Genomic DNA, 21,598 nt, shown 5'->3' with positions numbered 1-21,598 from the left:
TAGTTGCCGACTGGGGGCTGTCGGTGATGGGTCGCCCGTATGGTTGCCCTTGTTGGGGCCCCCCCTCTGTGGGGCGGCACCACGCTTCTTGGCGTTCTCGGCCGCTCCGTCGGGGCGCGGAGTACGGCTCAGGCGTCGGGGAGGGGCGGCAGGGCCCGGCACAGCGCGTCGAGTGCGGGTCGGTAACGGTGCTCGGGGGGCGTGGCGTAGCCGACGACCAGCCCGTCCTGGTGAGGTTCGGGGGCGTCGGGGTGGCGGAAGCCGGCGAGGCCGTCGAGTGCGACGCCCATCCACGTGGCCGCCTTGACGGTGGAGGCCTCGGTGCCCGGCGGCAGGCGCAGGACGGCGTGCAGTCCGGCCGCCACGCCGGTCACCGCGATGTGCGGGGCGTGCTCGGCCAGCGCTGCGACGAGTTGGTTGCGGCGGGCGCGGTAGCGTTGCCGCATACGGCGGATGTGCTTGTCGTACTGTCCGGATTCGATGAACTCCGCGAGGGCGAGCTGGTCGGTGACGCCCGTCCACGCCTCACGCAGCCCCTTGGCCGTGAGTACGTCGTCGACCAGGTGCGGCGGCAGCACCAGCCAGCCGAGCCGGATCGCCGGGGACAGGCTCTTGCTGGCCGAGCCCATGTAGACGACGTGGCCGGGATCGAGTCCCTGCACGGCGCCCACGGGTTCGCGGTCGTAGCGGAACTCGCCGTCGTAGTCGTCCTCCAGCACCACGCCGCCCCGAGCCCGCGCCCAGTCGACGGCCGCGGCACGGCGCGTCGCGTGCAGGGGGCCTCCGGTGGGGAACTGGTGGGCGGCGGTGAGCAGAACGGCACGTGCGCCGTGCCGTGACGAGGTGCCCGGATGCGTCGCCAGCCGGTCGGTCCTGGCACCTTTCGCGTCCAGCCCCATGGGGATGGTGCGCACTCGGGCGTCGGCCAGGATGCCGCGGTGGAACGGCAGCCCGTACGGCTCGACGGCGAGGGGTCCGGACAGCACACCGCCACCGAACAGCAGGCGCAGCCCGTGCGCGAACCCGGCGCAGACGACGATCTGCTCCGGTGAAGCGCACACCCCGCGGGCCCGGGCGAGGTAATCGGCCAGCGCGCGCCGGAGTTCGGGACGGCCCTGGGGGTGTGCGGGGCCGAAGGCGTCGTGCGGTGCGGCGGTCACCGCCCGGCGGACGGCCGCTGCCCACGCGGCGCGGGGGAAGGACGTCGCGTCGGGCTGCCCCTGCCGGAGGTTGTGGGGGGCGCCCGACTCGTCGCCCGGGGCCTTCTTGGGGACGCGCTGGGCCTTGGCGGCGACCCGCTCGGCGACCCGGGTGCCGGAGCCCTGCCGGGCGGTCAGCCACCCTTCGGCGACCAGTTCGGCGTACGCGTCCGCCACCGTGTTGCGGGCCACCCCCAGGTCGACGGCGAGCGAGCGGTACGGCGGCAGCCGGGTGCCCGGCGTGAGCCGCCCGGTCCGCACCGCCTCACGCAGGGCCGCCGCCACCGCCGCGCGGCGGGGTCCTGCGGGCGACAGCTCAAGATGCAGGTCCGAGCCTGCCTCGTGGGCGGAATTGACCCGGGATTCCGGCACCTTACTGCACCCTTCTGTCGGTCTCTCGGGCACCTAGGCTAATCGCATGACGAACGGCACCGCGGTCTCCCGCCCCTTCCGAGTCGACTTCGCGACCTCCGCGCCGCAGGTGTTCAAAGCCCTCGTCGGGTTCGACGCCGCCGCACGCGACGGCCTGGATCCCGCACTGGTCGAACTGGTCCAGATCCGCGCCTCGCAGCTCAACGGCTGCGCGTACTGCCTCCATATGCACACGTCCGACGCGCGCAAGGCGGGCGAGAGCGAAGAACGCCTGCACATGGTGCAGGTGTGGCGGGACGCGGCGCACTTCTTCGCCCCCGAAGAGCGGGCGGCGCTGGCCTTGACCGAAGCCGTCACCCGGATCGCCGACGGCGTGCCCGACGACGTCTACCGCCGTGCCGCCGAGCACTTCGACGACACCGAACTGGCCCGGCTCATCGCCCTGATCCTGACGATCAACACATGGAACCGTATCGCCCTCACGACCGCCAAGGCCCGGGGCACCGACGAACTCCGCTGACCCACCGCCCGGCCGGACGCACATGCGGGGCCGTACTTTCCGGCGCCCTCGGCGCGTTCAGCGACGGTCGTCGAGCCAGTGACCCGGAATCAGGTCTCTGGATGACGGGGGCTTCCAGGAACTCCTCCAGGGTCCCCGGCCGGGGCAACGGCGGCCAGGGCAGCGGCGTCGACTGCCGCCATGCCCCGTACGCGGTAGGCCCGTTCGCCCGCGGGTACGGCAGCCGTGACGGTGACGAGGCCGGAGCGACGGGCGGGCGGCGAGGCCGAGAACGTCCAGGCGGCGATTCCCGAGCGCTCCAGGGCGAGGACACTCGGCGATCCGCGCGTGGAGTCGATCACCGTACGCGGTGCCCGGGCCCTGGCTCTGCGCTGCGCCACGTCGACCGCCGGCCGTCGGCTGCGGCGACCGCAGTGGAGCGGCGTGCGTCGGATCAGGCCGCCCCGTGCCGGGCAGGACGGCCGGATATCGTCACGGGGCGATGGGCAGCCGGCGCTTGTGGTCGGTGAGGCGGTAGCGGTGGAGGATCGTTTCGAAGACACGCTCGTCCACCGGCTTGCCCTCCAGGAAGTCGTCGATGTCGTCGTAGGTGACGCCGAGCGCGTCCTCGTCGGCCTTGCCCGGGTCGAGGGTCTCCAGGTCGGCCGTCGGTGTCTTCCACACCAGCTCCGCGGGCGCGCCGAGGGCGTCCGCGACCGCGCGCACCCGGCGCTTGGTCAGGCCGGTCAGCGGGACCAGGTCGGCGGCGCCGTCACCGAACTTGGTGAAGAAGCCGGAGACCGCCTCGGCGGCGTGGTCGGTGCCGACGACCAGGCCGTCGTGCGCGCCGGCCACCGCGTACTGGGCGATCATGCGCTGCCGGGCCTTGATGTTGCCGTGTACGAAGTCCTGGTGGCGGGCGTCGCGGAAGCTCACGCCGGCGGCCAGCGAGGCCTCGAGCGCGGCGTCGCTCGCGGGCTTGATGTCGACGGTCAGCACGTGGTCGGCCTGGATGAAGGAGAGCGCGAGCTGGGCGTCGTGCTCGTCGGCCTGGACCCCGTAGGGCAGCCGCATCGCGTAGAACCGGGCCTCGTGCCCGGCGGCCCGGGCCCGCTCGACGGCGAGCTGGCACAGCCGGCCGGTGGTGGTGGAGTCGACGCCGCCGCTGATGCCGAGCACGAGGGAGCGCAGACCGGTGGACGTCAGCCGCTCGGCGAGGAAGGCCACCCGGCGCTCGATCTCCCGCTCGGCGTCGAAGGCCTCGGCGACCTCCAGTTCCCGGGCGATCTCCTGCTGCAGGGCTATGGACGCCGGCTCGCTCACGTCTGCTCCTTGTTCCGGTTCACGGTGAGGTGTCGCGCCCAGCCTACCCAGGGGGTGTCCGGTGAGTCCGGGGCGGACGGCCCCGGGCGGCCGGCCCACTCCGTCCGCTCAGCCGAGCACGAGCGGGACCTTCACGGCCAGCCCGCCCAGCGCGGCCTTCTCGGCGGCCGTCGGAGCGCGACGCCCGGTCCCGACCAGCAGGGCGTCCTTGTCGGAGAACGACGCCGGAACCGGTGCCCCGGCGATCTTTTCCAGCGCCGCGCGGGCGGCCGCGAGGGTCTCGGCGGGCGGGTCGGCGGCCGAGGGCAGGTGCGCGATCAGGTCGAGATGGTGCAGCGTCCATTCCATGACGTACGCCGACAGGTAGTCGCCGACCGTCAGGACCTCGTCGCGGGTGCCCACGCGCGCGCCCGGGTCGGCGAGTTCGGCGGCGCGCCCGGCGGCGGAGCCCACGTCGTCGAAGTGGAACTTGAGCCACCTAGGCTCGCCGTACGCCGCGGCCAGCCGGGGAATCAGCGCGTCGAGCGGGTCCTCGCCCGTCGGGGGCTCGACGAGCTCCCAGTAGGTGACCGAGTCCACGGTCGGTTCGGTTTCGGCGGGCGTGACGAGTGTGATCAGGACGTCCTGGGCGTCAATGATCAGGTGGCACACCAGGTCCCTCACGAGCCAGCCGGTACAGCCGGACGGCCGTTCCCAGTCCTGGTCGGACAGTTCGTCGACCGCCGTGCGCAACGCCGTCCAGGAGCGTGAGAAGAGGTCCACTCGGGCACGGTAGTGCCTCACGGGAACGGCGGACAAGCGCATACCGAGGGCGCCGGCCCGCACGCCCGCCCGCTGCTCGTGCCGCCGATCGCCCGGCCGATGCGGGTGCCGCACCGGGCGTGCACCCACGCATGCGTACGCGTTCCTCGGTGCGAACCGCTGCCGGAGGGGGCTGCTGCGTTCCGACGGCCGGACTCAGAGTGTCGCTCCGGCGGTGCGGCGGCCGTACACCGGAACGAGGCCACATCGATCGCACGCTCCCTGCCGGCGGTTCCGACCAGCGTCCTGCACCCCGTGAAGCCGCCGACGGCACCGGTCACTCAGCCGGTCGGCCGAGTCCGGCGAGCGCGGCGGGCTCCGTGCCCCGGCGGCGTCAGTCGCCGCCAGTCACCTTGTCCATGAGGCCGCTGTAGGCGAGTTGCAGCGCGTCGGCCCCGGCCACGGAGGCCGTGACGGCCAGGACGGACCGGGTCGCCCGGGGCCACAGGAAGCGCCCCGCGGTCAAGGTGGTGCTCACCCACATGCTCATGCAGAACGGGCAGGTCAGCAGCTCACCGATGGTGTGCCTCAGCCCGTGGCGCGGTCGTTCGCTGACCTCGGCCGGCCCCTGCGTGCCCTCGTACGTGGTGAAGGGCGTCCGCAGCGGGCTGGTGACCGCACCCTTCGTCAGGAGACGGCTGATCCGGAAGGTGGCGATCGCGGTGAGGGCGATGTCCTGTACGTCATGCCGCTCCGGGGGGGATCCGTAGCGTCGGATCAAGGCGGCCAATCCTCCGGCGTAGGCGGCGTAACCCGCCAACGCCATCGCGTAACCGCTCATCGGCCGCTCGTCGGCTTCATCATCGGTCATCGGTACGTCCTCGTGCTCGCCCACCGGCACCCCTCTCGTCGTTCGGTCGGCGAGTGCCCCCTATGGGAGGCGGTCAATCAGCCACGCTGCCATCCAATGTGCCGGCAGCGCGCACATGGGCTGTCCGGGTGAGCGGCACGCCGTATCCGAGAGGCCTCCGCGCCACTGTGGAAGGCATGGACGCGGGGCGCCGTCATATGCGCCCCGTTTCCGGGCATCGGCCGGCGTCAGCACCCTCACGGGCCATGGTGAAGGAAGCAGTACCGATGCGCATCCCGCCAACGGCTCGTGCAGTGGACGGACCGCGGGGCACCGGCGTACGGCGACCAGCACGGTGAACCGAACCCTGAATGGAACGGAAGGGAGCCCCCAAGATGGGCCACGGAGGAAACGTCATCGAGGAGCTGACAGCGGACCACCGCGAGGTGGACGCCCTGTTCGCGCAGATCGAAGCGCACCCCGCCGACGACCCCGAGCGCCGGGTCCTCGCCGACCGGCTCACCATGGAGCTGATCCGGCACGCGGTCGCCGAGGAGGAGCATCTGTACCCGGTGGTCCGCCGGTACGTGGACGGTGGTGACGACCTGGCGGACAAGGAGATCGCCGACCACAGCGAGGTGGAGCGCCTCCTGAAGGACCTGGAGGGCTGCCGGCCCGGTGATGCGCGGTTCGACACCCTGGTCACCCGGCTGAAGTCGTCGGTCACCGAACACGTCCGGGACGAAGAAGACCGCCTCTTCCATCTGCTGGCCGAGGTGTGCCCGGCCGGGATGCTCGATGAGCTGGGCGAAAAGGTGCGGCGGGCCAAAGAGACCGCGCCGACCCGCCCGCACCCCTCCGCTCCCGACACCCCGCCGCTCAACAAGATCCTGGCGCCGGGAACCGGGATGGTCGACCGGGTCCGCGACATGCTCACCGGGCGCGGCAAGCGGGCCTGAGACGCGGGTCCACCCCTGGGCCCGGGCCGGCCAAGAGGGCCGGCCAAGAGGGGAGCCTGAGCAGCCCCTCGCTCAGATGAGTGATTTTGGGTTTGAGTGGCTGATGTGAGGAAACACGGCCGGTGTGCCGCGGTGCCCGCCTCCGGTCGTGAGGAGCACGGGGAGAGCGCCGCGTCGGCTGGAGACGCCGACCGCGCCATGACGCCGCGGCGCACCATGCCCGACCGCTCGACGCGGTCGGCCCGTCGTACGACGCCCACCGCACCGCCGCACCCGGCACGGTGCGACGGTCGGACGACGCATCGCGCGCTGCGGCGTCGGCCCCGGCCGTCGACTCCTGCAACGCCGTCTCCGTCCGGCACGGCCTGCCCGCCGACGCGCCTTCGCCCCGGACCACGTCACCGGCGACGCGGCATCCGCCCCGCGCACGGCGACGAGCCCTTCACGCCACTCGGCGAACCCGACACCATCGAGAACCCCGGTCCCGGCGAATTCGTCGACGCCGACACCATCGGCGTCCTCATCCGCCACTGGAACCACCGCGACGCACTACCTCACCTTCTCGGTGAGTTCCCTCAGGGCGATGTTCAGCCGCAGGACGTTGACCCGGGGCTCGCCCATGAAGCCCGGGATCCGTCCTTCGACGTGGTCCTCGACCAGTTGCTCCACCGCCCGGACGTCGAGGTGGTTCCGTTCGGCGACGCGATGGACTTGGAGCCTGGCGTACTCGGGGGAGATATGAGGGTCGAGTCCGGAGGCGGACGAGGTGACGGCGTCGGCCGGCACGTCCGAGGGCTTCACCTCGTAGCCCTTGGCCCGGTTGTCCTCGATGACCGCCTTCTTGGCGTCCTCGACCCACTGGAGCAGTTCGTCGTTGTCACCGGACCGGTTGGTCGCGCCGGAGAGGATCAGCGTGTACTGCGTGTTGACGGTGTTGGTGCCGAGGCCGTTGGACGGACGCGGCTGGAACCACCTGAGGTCGGGAGACGGCGTCTCCTCCCCCGCCTTCCGTGGCAGGTCGTAGCGCTGGCCGACGAGTTCGGAGCCGACGACCTCGCCATCGCTCGTGATCTCCGAGCCGTTGGCCTTGTCGTGGAAGAGACCCTGGGCGACTCCCGTCACGGCGAGCGGGTGGATCACACCGCACACGAGCGTCAGCACCAGGAGGGCACGCAGCCCCGCCCCGACCAACCGGGCAGTGTTTCCGATGGAGTTGTTCATGGCAGGTCAGCCGATTCCCGGGAGAGAGGAGAGGATCAGGTCAATGATCTTGATGCCGATGAAAGGGGCGACCAGTCCGCCCAGGCCGAAGACCCCGAGGTTGCGCCGGAGCATCCGGTCGGCGCTCATCGGCCGGTACGTCACCCCCTTCAGGGCGAGCGGTACGAGCGCGATGATGATCAACGCGTTGAAGATCACCGCGGAGAGGATCGCGGACTGCGGAGAGGCCAGACCCATGATGTTGAGCTTGTCCAGGCCGGGATGGGCCACGGCGAACATCGCGGGGATGATCGCGAAGTACTTCGCCACGTCATTGGCGACGGAGAACGTGGTGAGCGCGCCCCGGGTGATGAGAAGTTGCTTGCCGATCTCGACGATCTCGATGAGCTTGGTCGGGTCGGAGTCGAGGTCGACCATGTTCCCGGCCTCCTTGGCGGCCGAGGTGCCGGTGTTCATCGCCACTCCCACGTCGGCCTGGGCCAGGGCGGGGGCGTCGTTCGTACCGTCACCGGTCATCGCGACGAGCTTCCCGCCGGCCTGCTCCCGCTTGATGAGCGCCATCTTGTCCTCGGGCGTCGCCTCGGCGAGGAAGTCGTCGACCCCGGCCTCGTCCGCGATGGCCTTGGCAGTGAGCGGGTTGTCACCCGTGATCATGACGGTCTTGATGCCCATGCGGCGCAGTTCGTCGAACCGCTCACGCATGCCGTCCTTGACGACGTCCTTCAGGTGGATGACGCCCAGGACGCGCGCGCCCTCACCGTCCTCCACAGCCACCAGCAGCGGCGTGCCACCAGCCTGTGAAATCCGGTCCGTGAGCGCCTGCGCGTCCTCGGCGACACGTCCGCCCCGCTCCTTCACCCACGCCGCGACCGAACCGGCCGCTCCCTTGCGTACCTTGCGCCCGTCGACGTCCACGCCCGACATCCGGGTCCGGGCCGTGAACGGCACCCACTCCGCGTGGGTCAATTCCCCCCGGTGGCGCCCGCGCAGGCCGTACTGCTCCTTGGCGAGGACGACGACCGAGCGGCCCTCGGGGGTCTCGTCGGCCAGCGACGACAGCTGGGCGGCGTCGGCGAGCTCGGCCGCAGTGGTGCCCTTGACCGGGACGAACTCGGCGGCCTGCCGGTTGCCGAGGGTAATGGTGCCGGTCTTGTCGAGCAGCAGCGTGGAGACGTCGCCGGCGGCCTCGACCGCCCGCCCCGACATCGCGAGGACGTTGCGCTGGACGAGCCGGTCCATGCCCGCGATGCCGATCGCGGACAGCAGCGCGCCGATGGTGGTCGGGATGAGGCAGACCAGCAGGGCGATCAGCACGATCATCCTCTGCCCGGCGCCCGCGTAGGTCGCGAAGGGTTGCAGGGTGACGACGGCGAGCAGGAAGACGATGGTCAGCGAGGCGAGCAGGATGTTGAGCGCGATCTCGTTCGGCGTCTTCTGCCGGGCCGCGCCCTCCACCAGGTCGATCATGCGGTCGATGAAGGTCTCACCGGGCCTCGTCGTGATCCTCACGACGATCCGGTCCGAGAGCACCTTCGTACCGCCGGTGACCGCGGACCGGTCACCGCCGGACTCGCGGATGACCGGCGCCGACTCGCCCGTGATGGCCGACTCGTCGACCGAGGCGACACCCTCGACGACGTCACCGTCACCCGGAATGATGTCACCGGCCACACAGACCACCAGGTCGCCGAGGCGCAGCTCGGTGCCCGGCACCTGTTCCTCGGCCCCGTCCACCAGTCGGCGGGCGACCGTGTCGGTCTTGGCCCTGCGCAGGGTGTCGGCCTGCGCCTTGCCCCGGCCCTCGGCCACCGCCTCGGCCAGGTTGGCGAAGATCGTGGTCAGCCACAGCCAGCCGGTGATGGCCCAGCCGAACCAGTCGGTCGGGTCGGTGATGGCGAGAGCGGTGGTCAGCACCGAGCCGACCAGTACCACGAACATCACCGGTGAGGTGACCATCACCCGCGGGTCGAGCTTCCGCAGCGCGCCGGGGAAGGACTTCAGCAGGTGTCGTGGGCTGAACGGGCCGTTCCCGATGTGCCTTTGCCGCGGCTGGTGACCGGTGGGCAGGTCGTGGTGCGGCGCGGAGGCCGTGGTGGCCGTGGGCACGGAGTGGTCCTGGTTCTTCACGTCGATGCTCATGACGCCAGTCCTTCGGCCAGCGGGCCCAGCGCGAGCGCCGGGAAGTAGGTCAGCCCGGTGATGATGACGATCGTGCCGACCAGCAGGCCGGTGAACAGCGGCTTCTCGGTACGCAGGGTTCCCGCGGTCCTCGGTACGGGGGTCTGTTCGGCGAGCGAGCCGGCCAGCGCCAGGACGAACACCATGGGGATGAACCGGCCGAGGAGCATCGCGAGGCCGATGGTGGTGTTGAACCACTGGGTGTCGGCGTCCAGGCCGGCGAAGGCGGAGCCGTTGTTGTTGGCGCCCGAGGTGTAGGCGTACAGGATCTCGGAGAAGCCGTGCGCACCGGAGTTGGTCATCGAGTTCACCGGGGTCGGCAGGGCCATGGCCGCGGCGGTGAAGCAGAGCACGAGCGCCGGGGTGACCAGGAGGTAGCAGGCGGCGAAGGTGATTTCGCGAGTGGAGATCTTCTTGCCGAGGTACTCGGGCGTCCGGCCGACCATCAGACCGGCGATGAACACCGCGATGATCGCCATGATCAGCATCCCGTACAGGCCCGATCCCACACCGCCGGGCGCGATCTCGCCCAGCATCATGCCGAGCATGGTGATTCCGCCGCCCAGGCCGGTGAAGGACGAATGGAAGGCGTCCACCGCGCCGGTCGACGTGAGCGTGGTCGACACGGCGAAGATCGACGACGCCCCGATCCCGAAGCGTGTCTCCTTGCCCTCCATCGCACCGCCCGCGGCTTCGAAGGCCGGGCCGTGGCCGTGGAACTCGGTCGCCCACATCAGCAGGACGAAGCCGGCCCAGATGGCGGCCATCGTCGCGAGGATCGCGTACCCCTGCCGGACGCTGCCGACCATCCGGCCGAAGGTGCGCGTCAGCGAGAACGGGATGAGGAGGATCAGAAGGATCTCGAAGAGGTTGGTGAAGGCGTTGGGATTCTCGAAGGGGTGTGCGGAGTTGGCGTTGAAGTAGCCGCCACCGTTCGTACCCAGCTCCTTGATCACTTCCTGCGAGGCGACCGCGCCGCCGTTCCACGCCTGGGTCCCGCCCGTGAACTGGCCGACCTCGTGGATGCCGGCGAAGTTCTGGATGGTCCCGCACGCGACCAGCACGATCGCGCCGGTGACGGAGAGCGGCAGCAGGATGCGGACGACCCCGCGGACGAGGTCGGCCCAGAAGTTGCCCAGCTCGCCGGTGCGGGACCGGGCGAAGCCGCGTACCAGCGCGATAGCGACGGCCATGCCGACGGCGGCCGAGACGAAGTTCTGCACGGCCAGGCCACCGGTCTGCACGACGTGACCCATGGCCTGCTCGCCGTAGTACGACTGCCAGTTGGTGTTCGACACGAACGACGCCGCCGTGTTGAACGCCTGATCCGGATCGATGGACGCGAAGCCCAGGGAACCGGGCAGCGTCCCCTGGAGCCGCTGCAAGCCGTACAGGAACAGGACACCTACCGCCGAGAAGGCGAGGACACCGCGCAGATAGGCGCTCCAGCGCAGCTCCACGGCGGGATCGGCACCGATGGCCCTGTAGATCCATCTCTCGACACGCAGGTGGCGGTCGGAGGAGTAGACGCGAGCCATGTGGTCGCCCAGGGGACGGTAGGCGAGGGCGAGTGCGGCGATCAGGGCGAGCAGTTGGAGGACGGCCGCAAGGAGGGGGTTCATGTTCGTGCTCAGAACCTCTCCGGCTTGATGAGGGCGAGGATCAGATAACCCAGCAGGGAGACGGCCACGATCAGGCCGACGACGTTCTCGGCAGTCACAGTTTCGCCACCCCCTTGGCGACACGGGCCACGAGCGCGAACACCGCGACCGTGGTGACGACGAAGGCCACATCGGCCATCGCGAACTCCTGAGAGGTTTCGGTGGAAACGGACCTCTAGAGGAAAGCGTGGTTCCGAGCGGTCACGACCGCCCTTGACGGTGCCCTTACGGCCATGGGCGGCAGTTTGATGGACTGCTTACGCCGCACCCGCCGACCTGCGAGAACAGCATCTGGGCGACAGCGACGGCGATGCCGCCGCTGTCGCCCTGCTCGGCACCGGGGCCGACTACTGGTCCCGCCGCCGCACGCCGGTGACGGCGACCGCGGCAGAGACGAGCGCCCACACCGCGTAGACGGTCCAGGCTCCGCCGGTCGTCCAGGGGTACGTCGTCGGGGCGTCGTCGACCGCGACCAGCCGGAGCCATGCCTGGTAGGGCAGGGCGTGCCCGGCGACGGCGGACCAGTGGCGGCCGTCGGTGAGCACCATCGGCAGTACGAGGAGGACCACGACGGAGGCGGTCGTGGTGGCCGCGGTGTGCCGGATGACGGTGCCGAGCGCCAGGCCGGCCAGGGCACAGACCGGGGCGAGGAAGGCGGACGCCAGCACCACGCGCCAGGCACCCGGGTGACCGATCGGGACGCCCACGCCCCTGCCGTCGAGGATCGCCTGGGTCCAGGCGAACGAGGCCCCCGCGACCAAGGCGCCGAAGGCGGTGGCGACCGCCGTGACGACGACGGCCTTGGCCGCCATCACGGAGCCTCGGGCCGGAACGGCCGCGAAGGTCGTGCGGATGGTGCCCGTGCTGTATTCGCCGGTGATGGTGAGGGCGCCGATGGCGCCGAGTGCGAGCATCATGACCATGGCGGCGTTCGAGGTGAAGGCCTCCTGGAGCGGGATGCCGTCCGCGAGGAAGCCGGCCCGCTCGTCCGCGGTCCGTTCCCTCCAGTGGTTGTACGTGTCGTGGGCGGTGCCCGCGTTGAACGCGATGACGGCCAGGGCGGTGGTTCCGTAGGCGACCCAGGTCGAGCGCAGGGAGCGGAGTTTGACCCACTCGGCGGCGACCAGGTCGAGGAAGCGGGCGCGGGGGTCGGTGGGGCGTTCGCCGACGGGCACGTAGGGCAGCAGTGGGGTTCTGGTGGCGGTCATCGGGGTTCTCCTGCGGCGTATTGGACGCTGTCGGCGGTGAGTTCCATGAACGCCTCCTCCAGTGAGGCGGACCGGGTGTCGAGGTGGTGCAGCGGGATGCGGTGGTCCAGGGCGAGCTGGCCGATCCGGTGCGCGGTCAGCCCGTTGACGGTGAGCAGGTCGCCCTCCGCGTGGACGGTGGCGCCTTCGGCGGTCAGCAGGTCCCGCAGGACGGGCGCGGCAGGTGTGCCGACCGTGACGCTCCGGCGAGCGCCGCGGGCGGAGAATTGCGCGAGGCTTTCCGCCGCGATCAGTTCGCCTCGCCCGATGACGATCAACTGGTCGGCCGTGTGCTCCATCTCGGACATCAGGTGGCTGGAGACGAACACGGTGCGGCCCTCGGCGGCGAGCCGTGTGAACAGCTCGCGCACCCACTTCACGCCCTCGGGGTCGAGGCCGTTGAGCGGTTCGTCGAAGAGCAGGACCGGGGGGTCACCCAGGAGGGCGGATGCGATGCCGAGCCGCTGTTTCATGCCGAGTGAGTATCCGCCGATACGGCGCCGCGCGACCTCGGCGAGGCCGACCTCCTCCAGCACCTCCCCCACCCGGCGCTGCGGGATGCGGTTGCCGCGGGCCAGGGCGGACAGCTGTGCCGCCGCGCTGCGCCCGCCGTGCGCATCGTGCGCGTCGAGCAGGGCGCCGACATGGCGCAGGCCGCGTGGGCGGGCGGGGAAGGGCCGGCCGTCGACGGTGACCGTACCGCTGGTCGGTTCCTGCAGCCCGAGGATCATCCGCAGCGTGGTGCTCTTGCCCGCGCCGTTCGGCCCGAGGAACCCGGTCACGTGGCCGGGGTGCACGGTGAAGGTCAGGTCCCTGACGGCAGTCGTGCCGCCGTAGCGCTTGGTGAGCTCGTTGACTTCGATCACGGGGACAACGGTGCCGGTCGGCGGCTCCGCCCGTCGTCGGACCGTCGCCGGCAATCGGTGAGCCCGGGTGTCGACCGTGGTCGTACAACCGTGGGCCGATGACCGGCTCCGCGTGGCCGCATACGATCACGGCATGTCCGTCTCGCCGCCTCCGCCCCTGCTCAAGCGCGTACCCCCGGGCCTGTGGACGGGGTCGGTGTGGTTCACGGCGGCCGTGCACCCCATCGTCGAGTACGTCGTGTTTCCGCCGCGGCGGGAGTACTCCCTCAGTTATCCGCGGCACGGCCTGGACGCGTTCGCCGCCCAGGCGTTGCTCGCTCTCGCCTTCGTGCTGGTCGTGGCCGGTTGTGCGTTGCTGCGCGGCCGGACTTCGGTGGCGTACGGACTGGTCGTCGCCGGCACGATCGTCTCGACGGTGGCCTGGCGACAGGACGAGATCCCGCCGACGCAGTTCCTCGGGGTGGACGTCGCCCTCGGTCACGTGGCGGCCACCCGGTCCCGGCGGTGTTCGCTCGTCGCGGCTGCGGGAGCGCTCGGTGTGCTCGCCGGTTACCTCCTCCTCCGGCAGGCCGCCGGGGACGAATCCGGCACCTCCTCCGAGCCGTACGTGGCCCTGACCGTGGTCATCGCCTGGCTCATCGGGAACTCGGCGCATCAGGCGCGTGCCCATACCGAAGAGCTGCGCACCCGGGCCGCCGCACAGGCCGTCACGGCCGAACGGCTGCGCATCGCCCGCGAGATGCACGACACCGTCGCCCACAGCATCGGCATCATCGCCCTGCAGGCCGGAGCCGCGGCCCGGGTGGTCGAGACCCAGCCGGCCAAGGCCCGCGAGGCGATGCTCACCGTGGAGAAGGCGGGCCGCGAGGCGCTGTCCGGACTGCGCCGGATGCTCGGCGCGCTGCGCCGGGCCGACGAGGACCAGGACGCCGCCGACGAGGACGGTGAAGGTGGACGGGCACCCCTGCGGCCGGCGGCGGGCCTCGCGGACGTGGAGCAGCTCGCCGTGGCCACCGCGTCCGCCGGTGTACGTGTGGAGGTGGTGTGGCGGGGACGGCGCCGCCCGCTGCCCGCGGACGTCGACCTCGCGGCGTTCCGGATCATCCAGGAGTCGGTGACCAATGTCGTACGGCACTCGGGCGCCGATTCCTGCCGGGTCGGCGTCCATTACGGCGAGGAGGAGCTCGCCATCGAGGTCTCCGATCGCGGGAGGGGCCATGGGGGCACCGACACGGACACCGGATACGGTCTGGTCGGCATGCGGGAGCGGTCCGCGCTGATGGACGGCCACTTCACCGCCGGACCGCGACCCGGGGGCGGTTTCCTGGTATCGGTCCGGCTGCCGCTGTCCACGACGACTGCGGCCGAGACGACGACGGGAGCCCGATGACGATCCGTGTGGTACTCGCCGACGACCAGCCGCTGGTCCGTGCCGCCCTGCTGATGGTCATCACCGAGACCGCCGACATCGAGGTCGTGGGCGAGGCCGCGAACGGCGCCGAAGCGGTCCGGCTGACCGAGGAACTCGCGCCCGACGTCGTGGTGATGGACCTGCGAATGCCCGGTACGGACGGAATCGAGGCGACCCGGCTGATCACCACGAGCGGCAACTCCACGCGTGTCGTCGTCCTGACGACCTTCGACGACGACGATTACGTCTACGGCGCGCTGGACGCCGGCGCGTCCGGATTCCTGGTCAAGGACATGGCCCTCAACGACATCCTCGCCGCCGTGCGGATCGTCGCCGCCGGAGACGCGCTGATCGCCCCCGGTGTCACCCGCCGTCTGATCAAGGAATTCACCGCCCGCCGTACGTCGGCGCCTCCGCGCCCGGCTGAACTCGGCGGCATCACCGCCCGGGAGCGCGAGGTGCTCACCCTGGTCGGCAAGGGCCTGTCCAACACCGAAATCGCCGCCGCGCTGTGCATCAGCGTCGCCACCGCCAAGACCTACCTGACCCGGCTTCTCGCCAAACTGGACGCCCGCGACCGGGTGCAGCTCGTGATCCTCGCGTACGAGGTGGGGCTCGTGGCGCCGCCCCGTTGAGTGGCGCACCGGAGCAGGGCGTAACCGGAGCAAGGGCGTACCCGCGACGTCCGAGCACTTCAGTGCCTGGCATGCCCGGTGACAGCCCTTGCCCCCGGGCTGGGCCTCAAGACGCCTGGCGGACGGCAGGGATCGTCGCACGCAGGAAGCCGGCCAGCAGGTCCGTCACCTCAGCAGGCCGTTCGAGACTGGGCAGATGACCGGCCCAGGGCAGTTCGACGTGCCGCGCGTCGGTGAGCACATCCGGCAGCCCGGCCGCGGGCTGCCGGAAGTCCGGCAGGTCCCGGCCGCCCGAGACAGCAAGACAGGGCGCCTCGATCGCTGACAGGTCGAACTCCACCTCGATCCGGCCGGCTCCCTCGGGCGCGGCCAGTTGCACCTCGAAGGCGTGCCGCTGCATCTCGCGCACCTGCTCCCGGACCGCCTCACCGGCGTCGGGCCCCAACCAGGTGTTCACGTTCAGCTCCACGGCCCCGGCGACGTCCCCGTCTTCGAGCAGCGCGTCCTCCCGGGCACCGAACGCACGCAGTTCGTCGGTGGGTTCCTGCCCGGGCAGCCCTGCACACAACAAGGCCACGGCGGTCACCCGCTCCGGACGGCGTGCGGCGATCTCCACCGCGACGCGTCCGCCGTACGAGGAGGCGATCAGCGCCGCCCGGTCGATGCCGAGAGCGTCCAGCAGGTCCAGCACGTCTTCCGCGTCGTTGTGACGCCGGCCGGTCAAGGGGGTCCCGCCGAAGCCCCGGAAGTCGCAACGCACCACCCGGTACCCGGCGTCGGCCAGGGCCGACCACTGCGGATCCCACATCCTCCGGTCGCACACGCCGGAGTGCAGCAGTACCACCGCGGGCCCGTCGCCGGTCACCTCATGAGCAAGTGTCATGCAACCAGACTGTATGCGCTGACTGGTGGTCTCCACGTCCCGGGTCGCCCCCGGCACCGTTGGGCGCTCACGCTCGCAGCAGTAACGCTTCCGGGCCGGAGCCGACGCGGGACCCGCCCCGACCAGCGCTCCCGCTCCGTCGGCCGGGTGAGCGCCGGTGCGTAATACGTCAGGAACAGCGACGTCCCACGTCCTTGGAACCGGCGTGCTCCTCGGGGCCACGGCTTCCATCGCATCCGCCGTGCCAGGCCCCACCGCTCTGGTCGACTGTGCCGCCACCTCGGCCAGTGACCTGACCACCCTCGTCGACCCTTCCTCGATCACCGTCCCCTCCAAGGTGCCCGCGGCCTCCTGCCTGGCGGTCTGACTGTCCGAGGCACGGCTTCCGGGCCATGGGCGGCGGCGCGATCACCGGACCGCCGCCTCCCCGCGCATTCTCAGGGCGGGGGGACGGAGAGCAAGGCCCGGTAGGTGCGGGTGTCCGAGCGTTCGCCCACGGGTCGTCCGTCGGCCTCGACCCAGGCGTGCGCCCTGAACGGGGCCGTACGTGCACCACTGCACCAGGTGGGTCAGGTACCCCATTGGCAGGCAGCGGCCATCTGTCTTCGACCCGGTCGTCGCCGGGCGGGTGGTGCTCGGGCAGCCCCGTGAGGAAGGGCGGCCGCCGGGATCACTTTGGCAACCGACCGGCCAGGGCCGCCCGGACGCATGCGCCGTCACCGGCACGCGCAGCGCCGCGTTGCCTCCACGACGGTGGGCGTCGCCTCGCGGTCCGGAAGACCGTGGCAACTTCTCGCCTCCCGGGCCGCCGAGTTCACCTCTGCCCGGCGGAGGCGCCCGCGTGCTGCGGGTGGGGAGGGCAGGGCACGGGAGGGTGCCCGGGCCGTGATCAGGCCGGCTGGTCGGGGTGCAGACGGCCGAGCAGCTCGTAGAGGTCGCGGCGGCCCTCGTCGTCGAGACGGTTGAAGGCCGCCGAGGTCGCCCGCATATCGGCGCGGATCAGCTGGACGGCCTCCAGGCCCTTCTCCGTCGCGACCACGGTCTTGATCCGACGGTCGGCCGGGTTGGGGTGCCTGGAGACCAGACCATGGGCCTCCAGCCGGTCGACGAGCCCGGTGATGTTGGAGGCGTCGCAGGCGAGCAGTCCGGCGAGGGCGCGCATGGGCAGAGGCTGCCGCAGCAGGATGAGCATCTTGGCCTGCGTCATGGTGAGCCCCTGCACCGCGGCCGCCGCGGCGAGGTCCCGGTAGTAACCGGCGGCGGCACGGGCCAGGCGTTCCAGGAGAGCGTCGTGGGTGGGGTCACCCTCCTGCGGATCAGGGGTTGCGGGGGCCTGCTGCTGGGCCGAGGTGCGGGGCATGCCTCCAGTCTAGGCGAACCTCAACGTTTGACATCCTCAATTATTGACTTTACCGTCGTTCACATTGCTTGACTGCCTCAAGCATCTACCTGTCCGAGCCGAGTTCCGTCCCCCGGCGATCCGGCTCCTCGGCTCGTACCGACTCGCCTCGCACCGAAGAGAGCGCCCGTGCCCCACCCCGTTGCCCCGCCGCCCGGCCGACACCGACGTGAGGTCGCAATCGTCCTCGTCCTCGGTCTCGCCGCCATGGTCGTGTCGATGATGCAGACACTGGTGGTCCCGATCCTCGGGCTGATCGGAAGCAGCCTCGGCAGCAGCGCCGCCGAGGTCAGCTGGGTGACGACCGCCACCCTGCTCTCCGCAGCCGTTTTCACGCCCCTGCTCGGGCGCCTGGGCGACCAGCGCGGGAAGAAGCCGACGCTCATCGGCGTGCTGGGTGTGATGATCGCGGGCTCGGTCCTGGCGGCCACCACCGACTCCTTCCTCTGGCTGATCGTCGGCCGCGTTCTCCAGGGCGCTGCCACGGCGATCTTCCCGCTCGCGCTCTCGGTACTCCGCGAGGAGGTCTCCGCCCACCGGCTGCCGGGGGCGATGTCACTGGTCAGCGGCACCCTGGCGTTCGGCAGCGGATTCGCGCTGGTCACCACCGGCCTGCTCACCCGCGGCGAGAACGCCGACTACCACCCCGTCTTCTGGCTGGCCGCCGGGCTCGCTCTGGTGACGCTCCTCGCCGTCGTCCTCGTCGTACCGGCAAGCCGCGCCGGGACCGGAGGACGCACCGACCTCCTCGGCGCGCTCACCCTCGGGCTCTTCCTGGTCCTGCTCCTGCTGCCGGTCTCCCAGGGCCACGAGTGGGGCTGGACGTCCACCGGCACTCTGGGCGCCTTCACCGGAGCGGCCGTCATGGCCGGTGTCTGGGCCTTCACCCAGACCCGCGTGCGCGAACCACTGGTCGACATGAGGATGTTCCTCCACCGCCCGGTGCTCTTCAGCAACCTCGCCGGCCTCTTCGTCGGCTTCGGGATGTTCGCCCAGTTCCTCGGCGTCTCCTCTCTGGCCCAGACACCGCAGGACGTCGCGGGCTACGGCTTCGGCGCGTCCGTTCTCCGCGCCTCTGTCGAGTACCTGCTCCCCAGCACGATCGCCTCCCTCGTCGCCGCCCAGTTCGGCGGCCTGCTGCTCCGCAGGATCGGCCCACGCCTCACCCTCGCGCTCAGCGCGACGATCGGCATGGCCGGCTTCGCGTGGCTGGCCGGCGCACACTCCTCCACCCCCTCGGTGATCGGCGCCGGGATGGCTGTCGGAGTGGCCATCAGCTTCGGCTACGCCTCGATGCCCGCGCTGATCGTCGCCGGAGTACCGCCCCACCAGACCGGCATCGCCAACGGCATCAACTCCATCTCCCGCTCGGTCGGCAGCGCGATCGGCAGCGCGCTGGTCACGACGCTGCTCGCCTCCCGGACCATCGGGAACCTGCCGGCAGGGGTGCCGCCGCTGCCCGCCGAGAGCCAGTTCACCTTGAGCTTCATCATCGCCGGTGTCGCCTTCGCCTTCGTGCTGACCATCGCACTGGTCGGTCTGAAGCCGGGGCGGAAAGCACCCCGTGCGGAACACCTGTCCGTCACCAAGCCGGTCACCGAGTCCACCGCCGCCACCGCAACCGCCTGACCCCCTCGGTCGGCGTCACCACACAGAAGGAGCACCACCATGAAGGCCATCACCTACCGCACCTACGGCGGCCCGGACGTCCTGGAGTACGGCGACGTCCCGAAGCCGAAGCTCGGCCCGGACACCGTGCTGGTGCGCGTCAGGGCCGCCTCCGTCAACCCGGTCGACTGGAAGATCCAGGCCGGTTACCTGGACGGCGTCATGGACACCGTCTTCCCCGTGATCCCCGGCTGGGACGTGGCGGGCGTGGTCGAGGAGGCCGGAGTCGGGGTCACCGAGTTCGCTGCGGGTGACGAGGTGATCGGCTACGTCCGGGAGGACTTCGTCTCCCGGGGCACCTTCGCCGAGTACGTCGCCGCCCCGATCCGGACGCTCGCCCGCAAGCCCGGCAACCTCTCCTTCGAGGAGGCCGCCGGCATCCCGCTGGCGGGTCTCACCGCGTACCAGGCGCTTACCCGCGCCTTGAACGTCGGCCGCGGTGACACCGTGCTGATACACGCCGCGGCGGGTGGTGTCGGCTCGCTGGCGGTCCAGATCGCCCGAGCGCTCGGCGCCCGCGTCATCGGGACGGCGAGTGAACGCAACCACGACTACCTGCGCGGACTCGGCGCCGACCCGGTCGCCTACGGCGAGGGGCTCACCGACCGCGTCAGCGCCCTGGCGCCCCACGGTGTGAACGCCGTGCTCGACCTGATCGGCGGCGAGGCCCTGAAGACCTCCCCCGGGCTGCTCGCCGAGGGCGGCCGGCTGGCCTCCGTCGCGGACGGCGCCGTCCTGGGCCTCGGAGGCCGGTACGTCTTCGTCCGCCCCGACCGCCAGGACCTCGAAGCGCTCACCGTCCTCGCGGAGCGGGGGCAGCTGCGCGTGGAGGTGGCCGCCACGTTCCCGCTCGAGCAGGCCGCCGAGGCACAGCGGCTCAACAGGGAAGGCCACACCCGCGGCAAGGTGATCGTCACCGTCGCCTGAGCCACACCGCGCGCTGGACTCCGGCAAGCCTCTCGCGATGCCGGGCCACGCCCTCCCCCGCGTCCGGCTCGCACCCCCGCGCGAGGAAGCCGGCCGGCCGTTCCCCGGTGACCGCCCGGCCGGCTTCACCCCTGCCGGAGGCGGCCGGCGCAGCACCCCCGCCCACGTACCGCACCCCCGAGGACACCATGAACCACTCCGCACCCGAGCAGCCCGCCGAACTCGTCGCACGGCTGCGCACCACCTTCCGTACCGGCAGGACCAAGCCCGTGGCATGGCGCACCGGGCAGCTGCACCGGATGCGTGACCTGCTCACCGAGCAGGGGGAGACCTTGGCCGCGGCGCTCCACGCCGACCTGGGAAAGAGCTCCACCGAGGCCTACCGCACGGAGATCGACTTCGTCGTACGCGAGATCGACCACACCGTGGAGCACCTGGACGGATGGCTGCGCCCCGAGCCGGCCCCGGTGCCCGCCTTCCTCGGAGAAGCGCATGCCTGGACGCAGTACGACCCGCTGGGCGTCGTGCTGGTCATCGCCCCCTGGAACTACCCGGCCCAGCTGCTGCTGGCTCCGATGGCGGGTGCCCTCGCCTCGGGCAACGCGGTGGTCGCCAAGCCCAGCGAACTGGCCCCGGCCACGTCCGCCGCCCTGACCCGCCTCCTGCCGCAGTACCTCGACACCGACGCGGTCGCCGTGGTGGAAGGCGGCGTACCGGAGACCACCGCCCTGCTCGAGCAGCGCTTCGACCACATCTTCTACACCGGCAACGGCACGGTCGGACGTATCGTGATGGCCGCGGCCGCCCGGCACCTCACTCCCGTCACCCTCGAACTCGGCGGCAAATCACCGGTGTTCGTGGACCGGGGCACCGATCCGGACACCGTCGCCGCCCGCCTCGCGGCCGGGAAGTTCCTCAACGCCGGTCAGACCTGCGTCGCGCCCGACTACGTCCTCACCGACCCCGAGACCGCGCGCTCTCTGGAGGGGGCACTGGCCAAGGCTGTGGAGGGGCTGTACGGGCCGGACCCCTCCGCCTCCCCCGAGTACGGCCGGATCGTCAACGCACGCCATTTCGACCGGCTGACCGCCCTGCTCTCCTCCGGCCGCACGGTCACCGGCGGCGCGCACGACCGCGCGACGAAGTACATCGCCCCCACCGTCCTGGCCGAGGTGCCCCCGGACGCTCCCGTCATGCGGGAAGAGATCTTCGGCCCCATCCTGCCGATCGTCGAGGTGGCCGGGCTCGACGAGGCCATCGCCTTCATCAACGACCGCGACAAGCCGCTGGCCCTGTACGCGTTCACCGACTCCGCCACCACCCGGGAGCGGATCGCCGCCGAAACCTCCTCGGGCGGCCTGGGGTTCGGCCTTCCGCTGGCCCATCTCACCGTCTCCGACCTGCCGTTCGGCGGCGTCGGGGAGAGCGGCATGGGCAGCTATCACGGCCGCTACTCGATCGAGACCTTCAGCCACCGCAAAGCCGTCCTCTCCCCCGGCCCCCTCGGCTGATCCGCCTCGCGTCCCGCTCGGGGGCGGCAGGCCGACGCGCTCATGCGG

General features: G+C 71.2%; 20 protein-coding genes and 1 pseudogene. 8 read left to right on the top strand and 13 right to left on the bottom strand.

All coding sequences use genetic code 11. From position 1 onward, the window contains the following. Positions 1 to 128: 128 nt before the first annotated feature. Complete coding sequence (gene pdxR / locus ABT360_RS25120; protein WP_351820666.1) at positions 129 to 1,571, bottom strand: MocR-like pyridoxine biosynthesis transcription factor PdxR; 1,443 nt, start codon at positions 1,569 to 1,571, stop codon at positions 129 to 131. A 46-nt stretch (positions 1,572 to 1,617) separates the two neighbouring features. On the opposite strand from pdxR, the gene ABT360_RS25115 reads away from it, so the two are divergent. Then, positions 1,618 to 2,091 carry a carboxymuconolactone decarboxylase family protein gene (locus ABT360_RS25115; protein WP_351820663.1) on the top strand — a complete coding sequence of 158 codons (474 nt, stop codon included), beginning with the start codon at positions 1,618 to 1,620 and terminating at the stop codon, positions 2,089 to 2,091. Positions 2,092 to 2,562: 471 nt separating this feature from the next. On the opposite strand, the gene nadE is transcribed toward ABT360_RS25115, so the two are convergent. From nadE to ABT360_RS25100, 3 genes are all read right to left on the bottom strand, one after another. Then, complete coding sequence (gene nadE / locus ABT360_RS25110) at positions 2,563 to 3,393, bottom strand: ammonia-dependent NAD(+) synthetase (RefSeq protein ID WP_351820660.1); 831 nt, start codon at positions 3,391 to 3,393, stop codon at positions 2,563 to 2,565. A gap of 108 nt (positions 3,394 to 3,501) precedes the next feature. Beyond that, a complete protein-coding gene (locus tag ABT360_RS25105; protein ID WP_351820657.1) occupies positions 3,502 to 4,155 on the bottom strand; it encodes a maleylpyruvate isomerase N-terminal domain-containing protein in 654 nt (217 codons plus the stop codon). A 373-nt stretch (positions 4,156 to 4,528) separates the two neighbouring features. Further along, complete coding sequence (locus tag ABT360_RS25100) at positions 4,529 to 5,005, bottom strand: DUF1360 domain-containing protein (RefSeq protein ID WP_351820654.1); 477 nt, start codon at positions 5,003 to 5,005, stop codon at positions 4,529 to 4,531. Positions 5,006 to 5,379: 374 nt separating this feature from the next. On the opposite strand from ABT360_RS25100, the gene ABT360_RS25095 reads away from it, so the two are divergent. Next, complete coding sequence (locus ABT360_RS25095; RefSeq protein ID WP_351820651.1) at positions 5,380 to 5,943, top strand: hemerythrin domain-containing protein; 564 nt, start codon at positions 5,380 to 5,382, stop codon at positions 5,941 to 5,943. A 549-nt stretch (positions 5,944 to 6,492) separates the two neighbouring features. Here the strand turns inward: ABT360_RS25095 and ABT360_RS25085 are convergent. The 6 genes from ABT360_RS25085 to ABT360_RS25060 form a co-directional block, all read right to left on the bottom strand. Further along, positions 6,493 to 7,164, bottom strand: coding sequence for a potassium-transporting ATPase subunit C (locus ABT360_RS25085; RefSeq protein ID WP_351820649.1), 672 nt, complete (start codon positions 7,162 to 7,164; stop codon positions 6,493 to 6,495). A gap of 6 nt (positions 7,165 to 7,170) precedes the next feature. After that, on the bottom strand, positions 7,171 to 9,303 hold the full coding sequence (gene kdpB, locus ABT360_RS25080) for a potassium-transporting ATPase subunit KdpB (RefSeq protein WP_351820646.1): 2,133 nt from the start codon (positions 9,301 to 9,303) through the stop codon (positions 7,171 to 7,173). Further along, on the bottom strand, positions 9,300 to 10,964 hold the full coding sequence (gene kdpA / locus ABT360_RS25075; protein ID WP_351820643.1) for a potassium-transporting ATPase subunit KdpA: 1,665 nt from the start codon (positions 10,962 to 10,964) through the stop codon (positions 9,300 to 9,302). Before kdpA ends, kdpB begins: the two co-directional genes overlap by 4 nt. 8 nt (positions 10,965 to 10,972) lie before the next feature. Further along, positions 10,973 to 11,062, bottom strand: a complete 90-nt coding sequence (gene kdpF / locus ABT360_RS25070; protein WP_351820640.1) for a K(+)-transporting ATPase subunit F — start codon at positions 11,060 to 11,062, stop codon at positions 10,973 to 10,975. A 288-nt stretch (positions 11,063 to 11,350) separates the two neighbouring features. After that, complete coding sequence (locus tag ABT360_RS25065; RefSeq protein WP_351820637.1) at positions 11,351 to 12,211, bottom strand: ABC transporter permease subunit; 861 nt, start codon at positions 12,209 to 12,211, stop codon at positions 11,351 to 11,353. Then, the gene (locus ABT360_RS25060) at positions 12,208 to 13,116 is read right to left on the bottom strand and encodes an ABC transporter ATP-binding protein (RefSeq protein WP_351820634.1); all 909 of its coding nucleotides are present in this window, start codon (positions 13,114 to 13,116) and stop codon (positions 12,208 to 12,210) included. The genes ABT360_RS25065 and ABT360_RS25060 overlap by 4 nt, the downstream gene beginning before the upstream one ends. 133 nt (positions 13,117 to 13,249) lie before the next feature. Here ABT360_RS25060 and ABT360_RS25055 point away from each other — a divergent pair, with 133 nt between their 5' ends. Then, positions 13,250 to 14,506 (top strand): sensor histidine kinase, encoded by a 1,257-nt coding sequence (locus tag ABT360_RS25055; protein WP_351820631.1) that lies wholly within the window; start codon positions 13,250 to 13,252, stop codon positions 14,504 to 14,506. Next, complete coding sequence (locus tag ABT360_RS25050; RefSeq protein ID WP_351820628.1) at positions 14,503 to 15,162, top strand: response regulator transcription factor; 660 nt, start codon at positions 14,503 to 14,505, stop codon at positions 15,160 to 15,162. Before ABT360_RS25055 ends, ABT360_RS25050 begins: the two co-directional genes overlap by 4 nt. Before the next feature lie 106 nt (positions 15,163 to 15,268). Here the strand turns inward: ABT360_RS25050 and ABT360_RS25045 are convergent, their stop codons facing one another. Continuing rightward, positions 15,269 to 16,045 (bottom strand): alpha/beta fold hydrolase, encoded by a 777-nt coding sequence (locus ABT360_RS25045; protein ID WP_351820625.1) that lies wholly within the window; start codon positions 16,043 to 16,045, stop codon positions 15,269 to 15,271. Positions 16,046 to 16,286: 241 nt separating this feature from the next. On the opposite strand from ABT360_RS25045, the gene ABT360_RS25040 reads away from it, so the two are divergent. After that, positions 16,287 to 16,412, top strand: a complete 126-nt coding sequence (locus ABT360_RS25040) for a hypothetical protein (protein WP_351820622.1) — start codon at positions 16,287 to 16,289, stop codon at positions 16,410 to 16,412. Between the two features lie 70 nt (positions 16,413 to 16,482). Here the strand turns inward: ABT360_RS25040 and ABT360_RS25035 are convergent. Next, a pseudogene (locus ABT360_RS25035) lies at positions 16,483 to 16,602 on the bottom strand (lasso peptide biosynthesis B2 protein); the annotation flags it as partial. Positions 16,603 to 16,934: 332 nt separating this feature from the next. Further along, a complete protein-coding gene (locus ABT360_RS25030) occupies positions 16,935 to 17,405 on the bottom strand; it encodes a MarR family winged helix-turn-helix transcriptional regulator (RefSeq protein WP_351820619.1) in 471 nt (156 codons plus the stop codon). A gap of 168 nt (positions 17,406 to 17,573) precedes the next feature. Between ABT360_RS25030 and ABT360_RS25025 the strand changes: the two genes are divergently transcribed. From ABT360_RS25025 to ABT360_RS25015, 3 genes are all read left to right on the top strand, one after another. Continuing rightward, complete coding sequence (locus ABT360_RS25025) at positions 17,574 to 19,073, top strand: MFS transporter (RefSeq protein ID WP_351820616.1); 1,500 nt, start codon at positions 17,574 to 17,576, stop codon at positions 19,071 to 19,073. Between the two features lie 39 nt (positions 19,074 to 19,112). Continuing rightward, the gene (locus ABT360_RS25020) at positions 19,113 to 20,039 is read left to right on the top strand and encodes an NADP-dependent oxidoreductase (RefSeq protein ID WP_351820613.1); all 927 of its coding nucleotides are present in this window, start codon (positions 19,113 to 19,115) and stop codon (positions 20,037 to 20,039) included. Between the two features lie 188 nt (positions 20,040 to 20,227). Then, the gene (locus tag ABT360_RS25015) at positions 20,228 to 21,550 is read left to right on the top strand and encodes an aldehyde dehydrogenase family protein (protein WP_351820610.1); all 1,323 of its coding nucleotides are present in this window, start codon (positions 20,228 to 20,230) and stop codon (positions 21,548 to 21,550) included. The last annotated feature ends 48 nt before the right edge of the window (positions 21,551 to 21,598 follow it).

The organism is Streptomyces sp. NPDC000229 (genome assembly GCF_040300825.1).
Lineage (GTDB): Bacteria > Actinomycetota > Actinomycetes > Streptomycetales > Streptomycetaceae > Streptomyces.
Note: the sequence above shows the minus strand (reverse complement) of the source record. Positions and strands in the feature narration are given on the sequence as shown.

Coding starts and splice junctions, on each gene's coding strand:
- ABT360_RS25115 (WP_351820663.1), top strand. CDS start 1,618: ATGACGAACGGCACCGCGGTCTCCCGCCCCTTCCGAGTCGACTTCGCG.
- ABT360_RS25100 (WP_351820654.1), bottom strand. CDS start 5,005: ATGACCGATGATGAAGCCGACGAGCGGCCGATGAGCGGTTACGCGATG.
- ABT360_RS25095 (WP_351820651.1), top strand. CDS start 5,380: ATGGGCCACGGAGGAAACGTCATCGAGGAGCTGACAGCGGACCACCGC.
- ABT360_RS25085 (WP_351820649.1), bottom strand. CDS start 7,164: ATGAACAACTCCATCGGAAACACTGCCCGGTTGGTCGGGGCGGGGCTG.
- kdpB (WP_351820646.1), bottom strand. CDS start 9,303: ATGAGCATCGACGTGAAGAACCAGGACCACTCCGTGCCCACGGCCACC.
- kdpA (WP_351820643.1), bottom strand. CDS start 10,964: ATGAACCCCCTCCTTGCGGCCGTCCTCCAACTGCTCGCCCTGATCGCC.
- ABT360_RS25065 (WP_351820637.1), bottom strand. CDS start 12,211: ATGACCGCCACCAGAACCCCACTGCTGCCCTACGTGCCCGTCGGCGAA.
- ABT360_RS25055 (WP_351820631.1), top strand. CDS start 13,250: ATGTCCGTCTCGCCGCCTCCGCCCCTGCTCAAGCGCGTACCCCCGGGC.
- ABT360_RS25050 (WP_351820628.1), top strand. CDS start 14,503: ATGACGATCCGTGTGGTACTCGCCGACGACCAGCCGCTGGTCCGTGCC.
- ABT360_RS25045 (WP_351820625.1), bottom strand. CDS start 16,045: ATGACACTTGCTCATGAGGTGACCGGCGACGGGCCCGCGGTGGTACTG.
- ABT360_RS25030 (WP_351820619.1), bottom strand. CDS start 17,405: ATGCCCCGCACCTCGGCCCAGCAGCAGGCCCCCGCAACCCCTGATCCG.
- ABT360_RS25020 (WP_351820613.1), top strand. CDS start 19,113: ATGAAGGCCATCACCTACCGCACCTACGGCGGCCCGGACGTCCTGGAG.
- ABT360_RS25015 (WP_351820610.1), top strand. CDS start 20,228: ATGAACCACTCCGCACCCGAGCAGCCCGCCGAACTCGTCGCACGGCTG.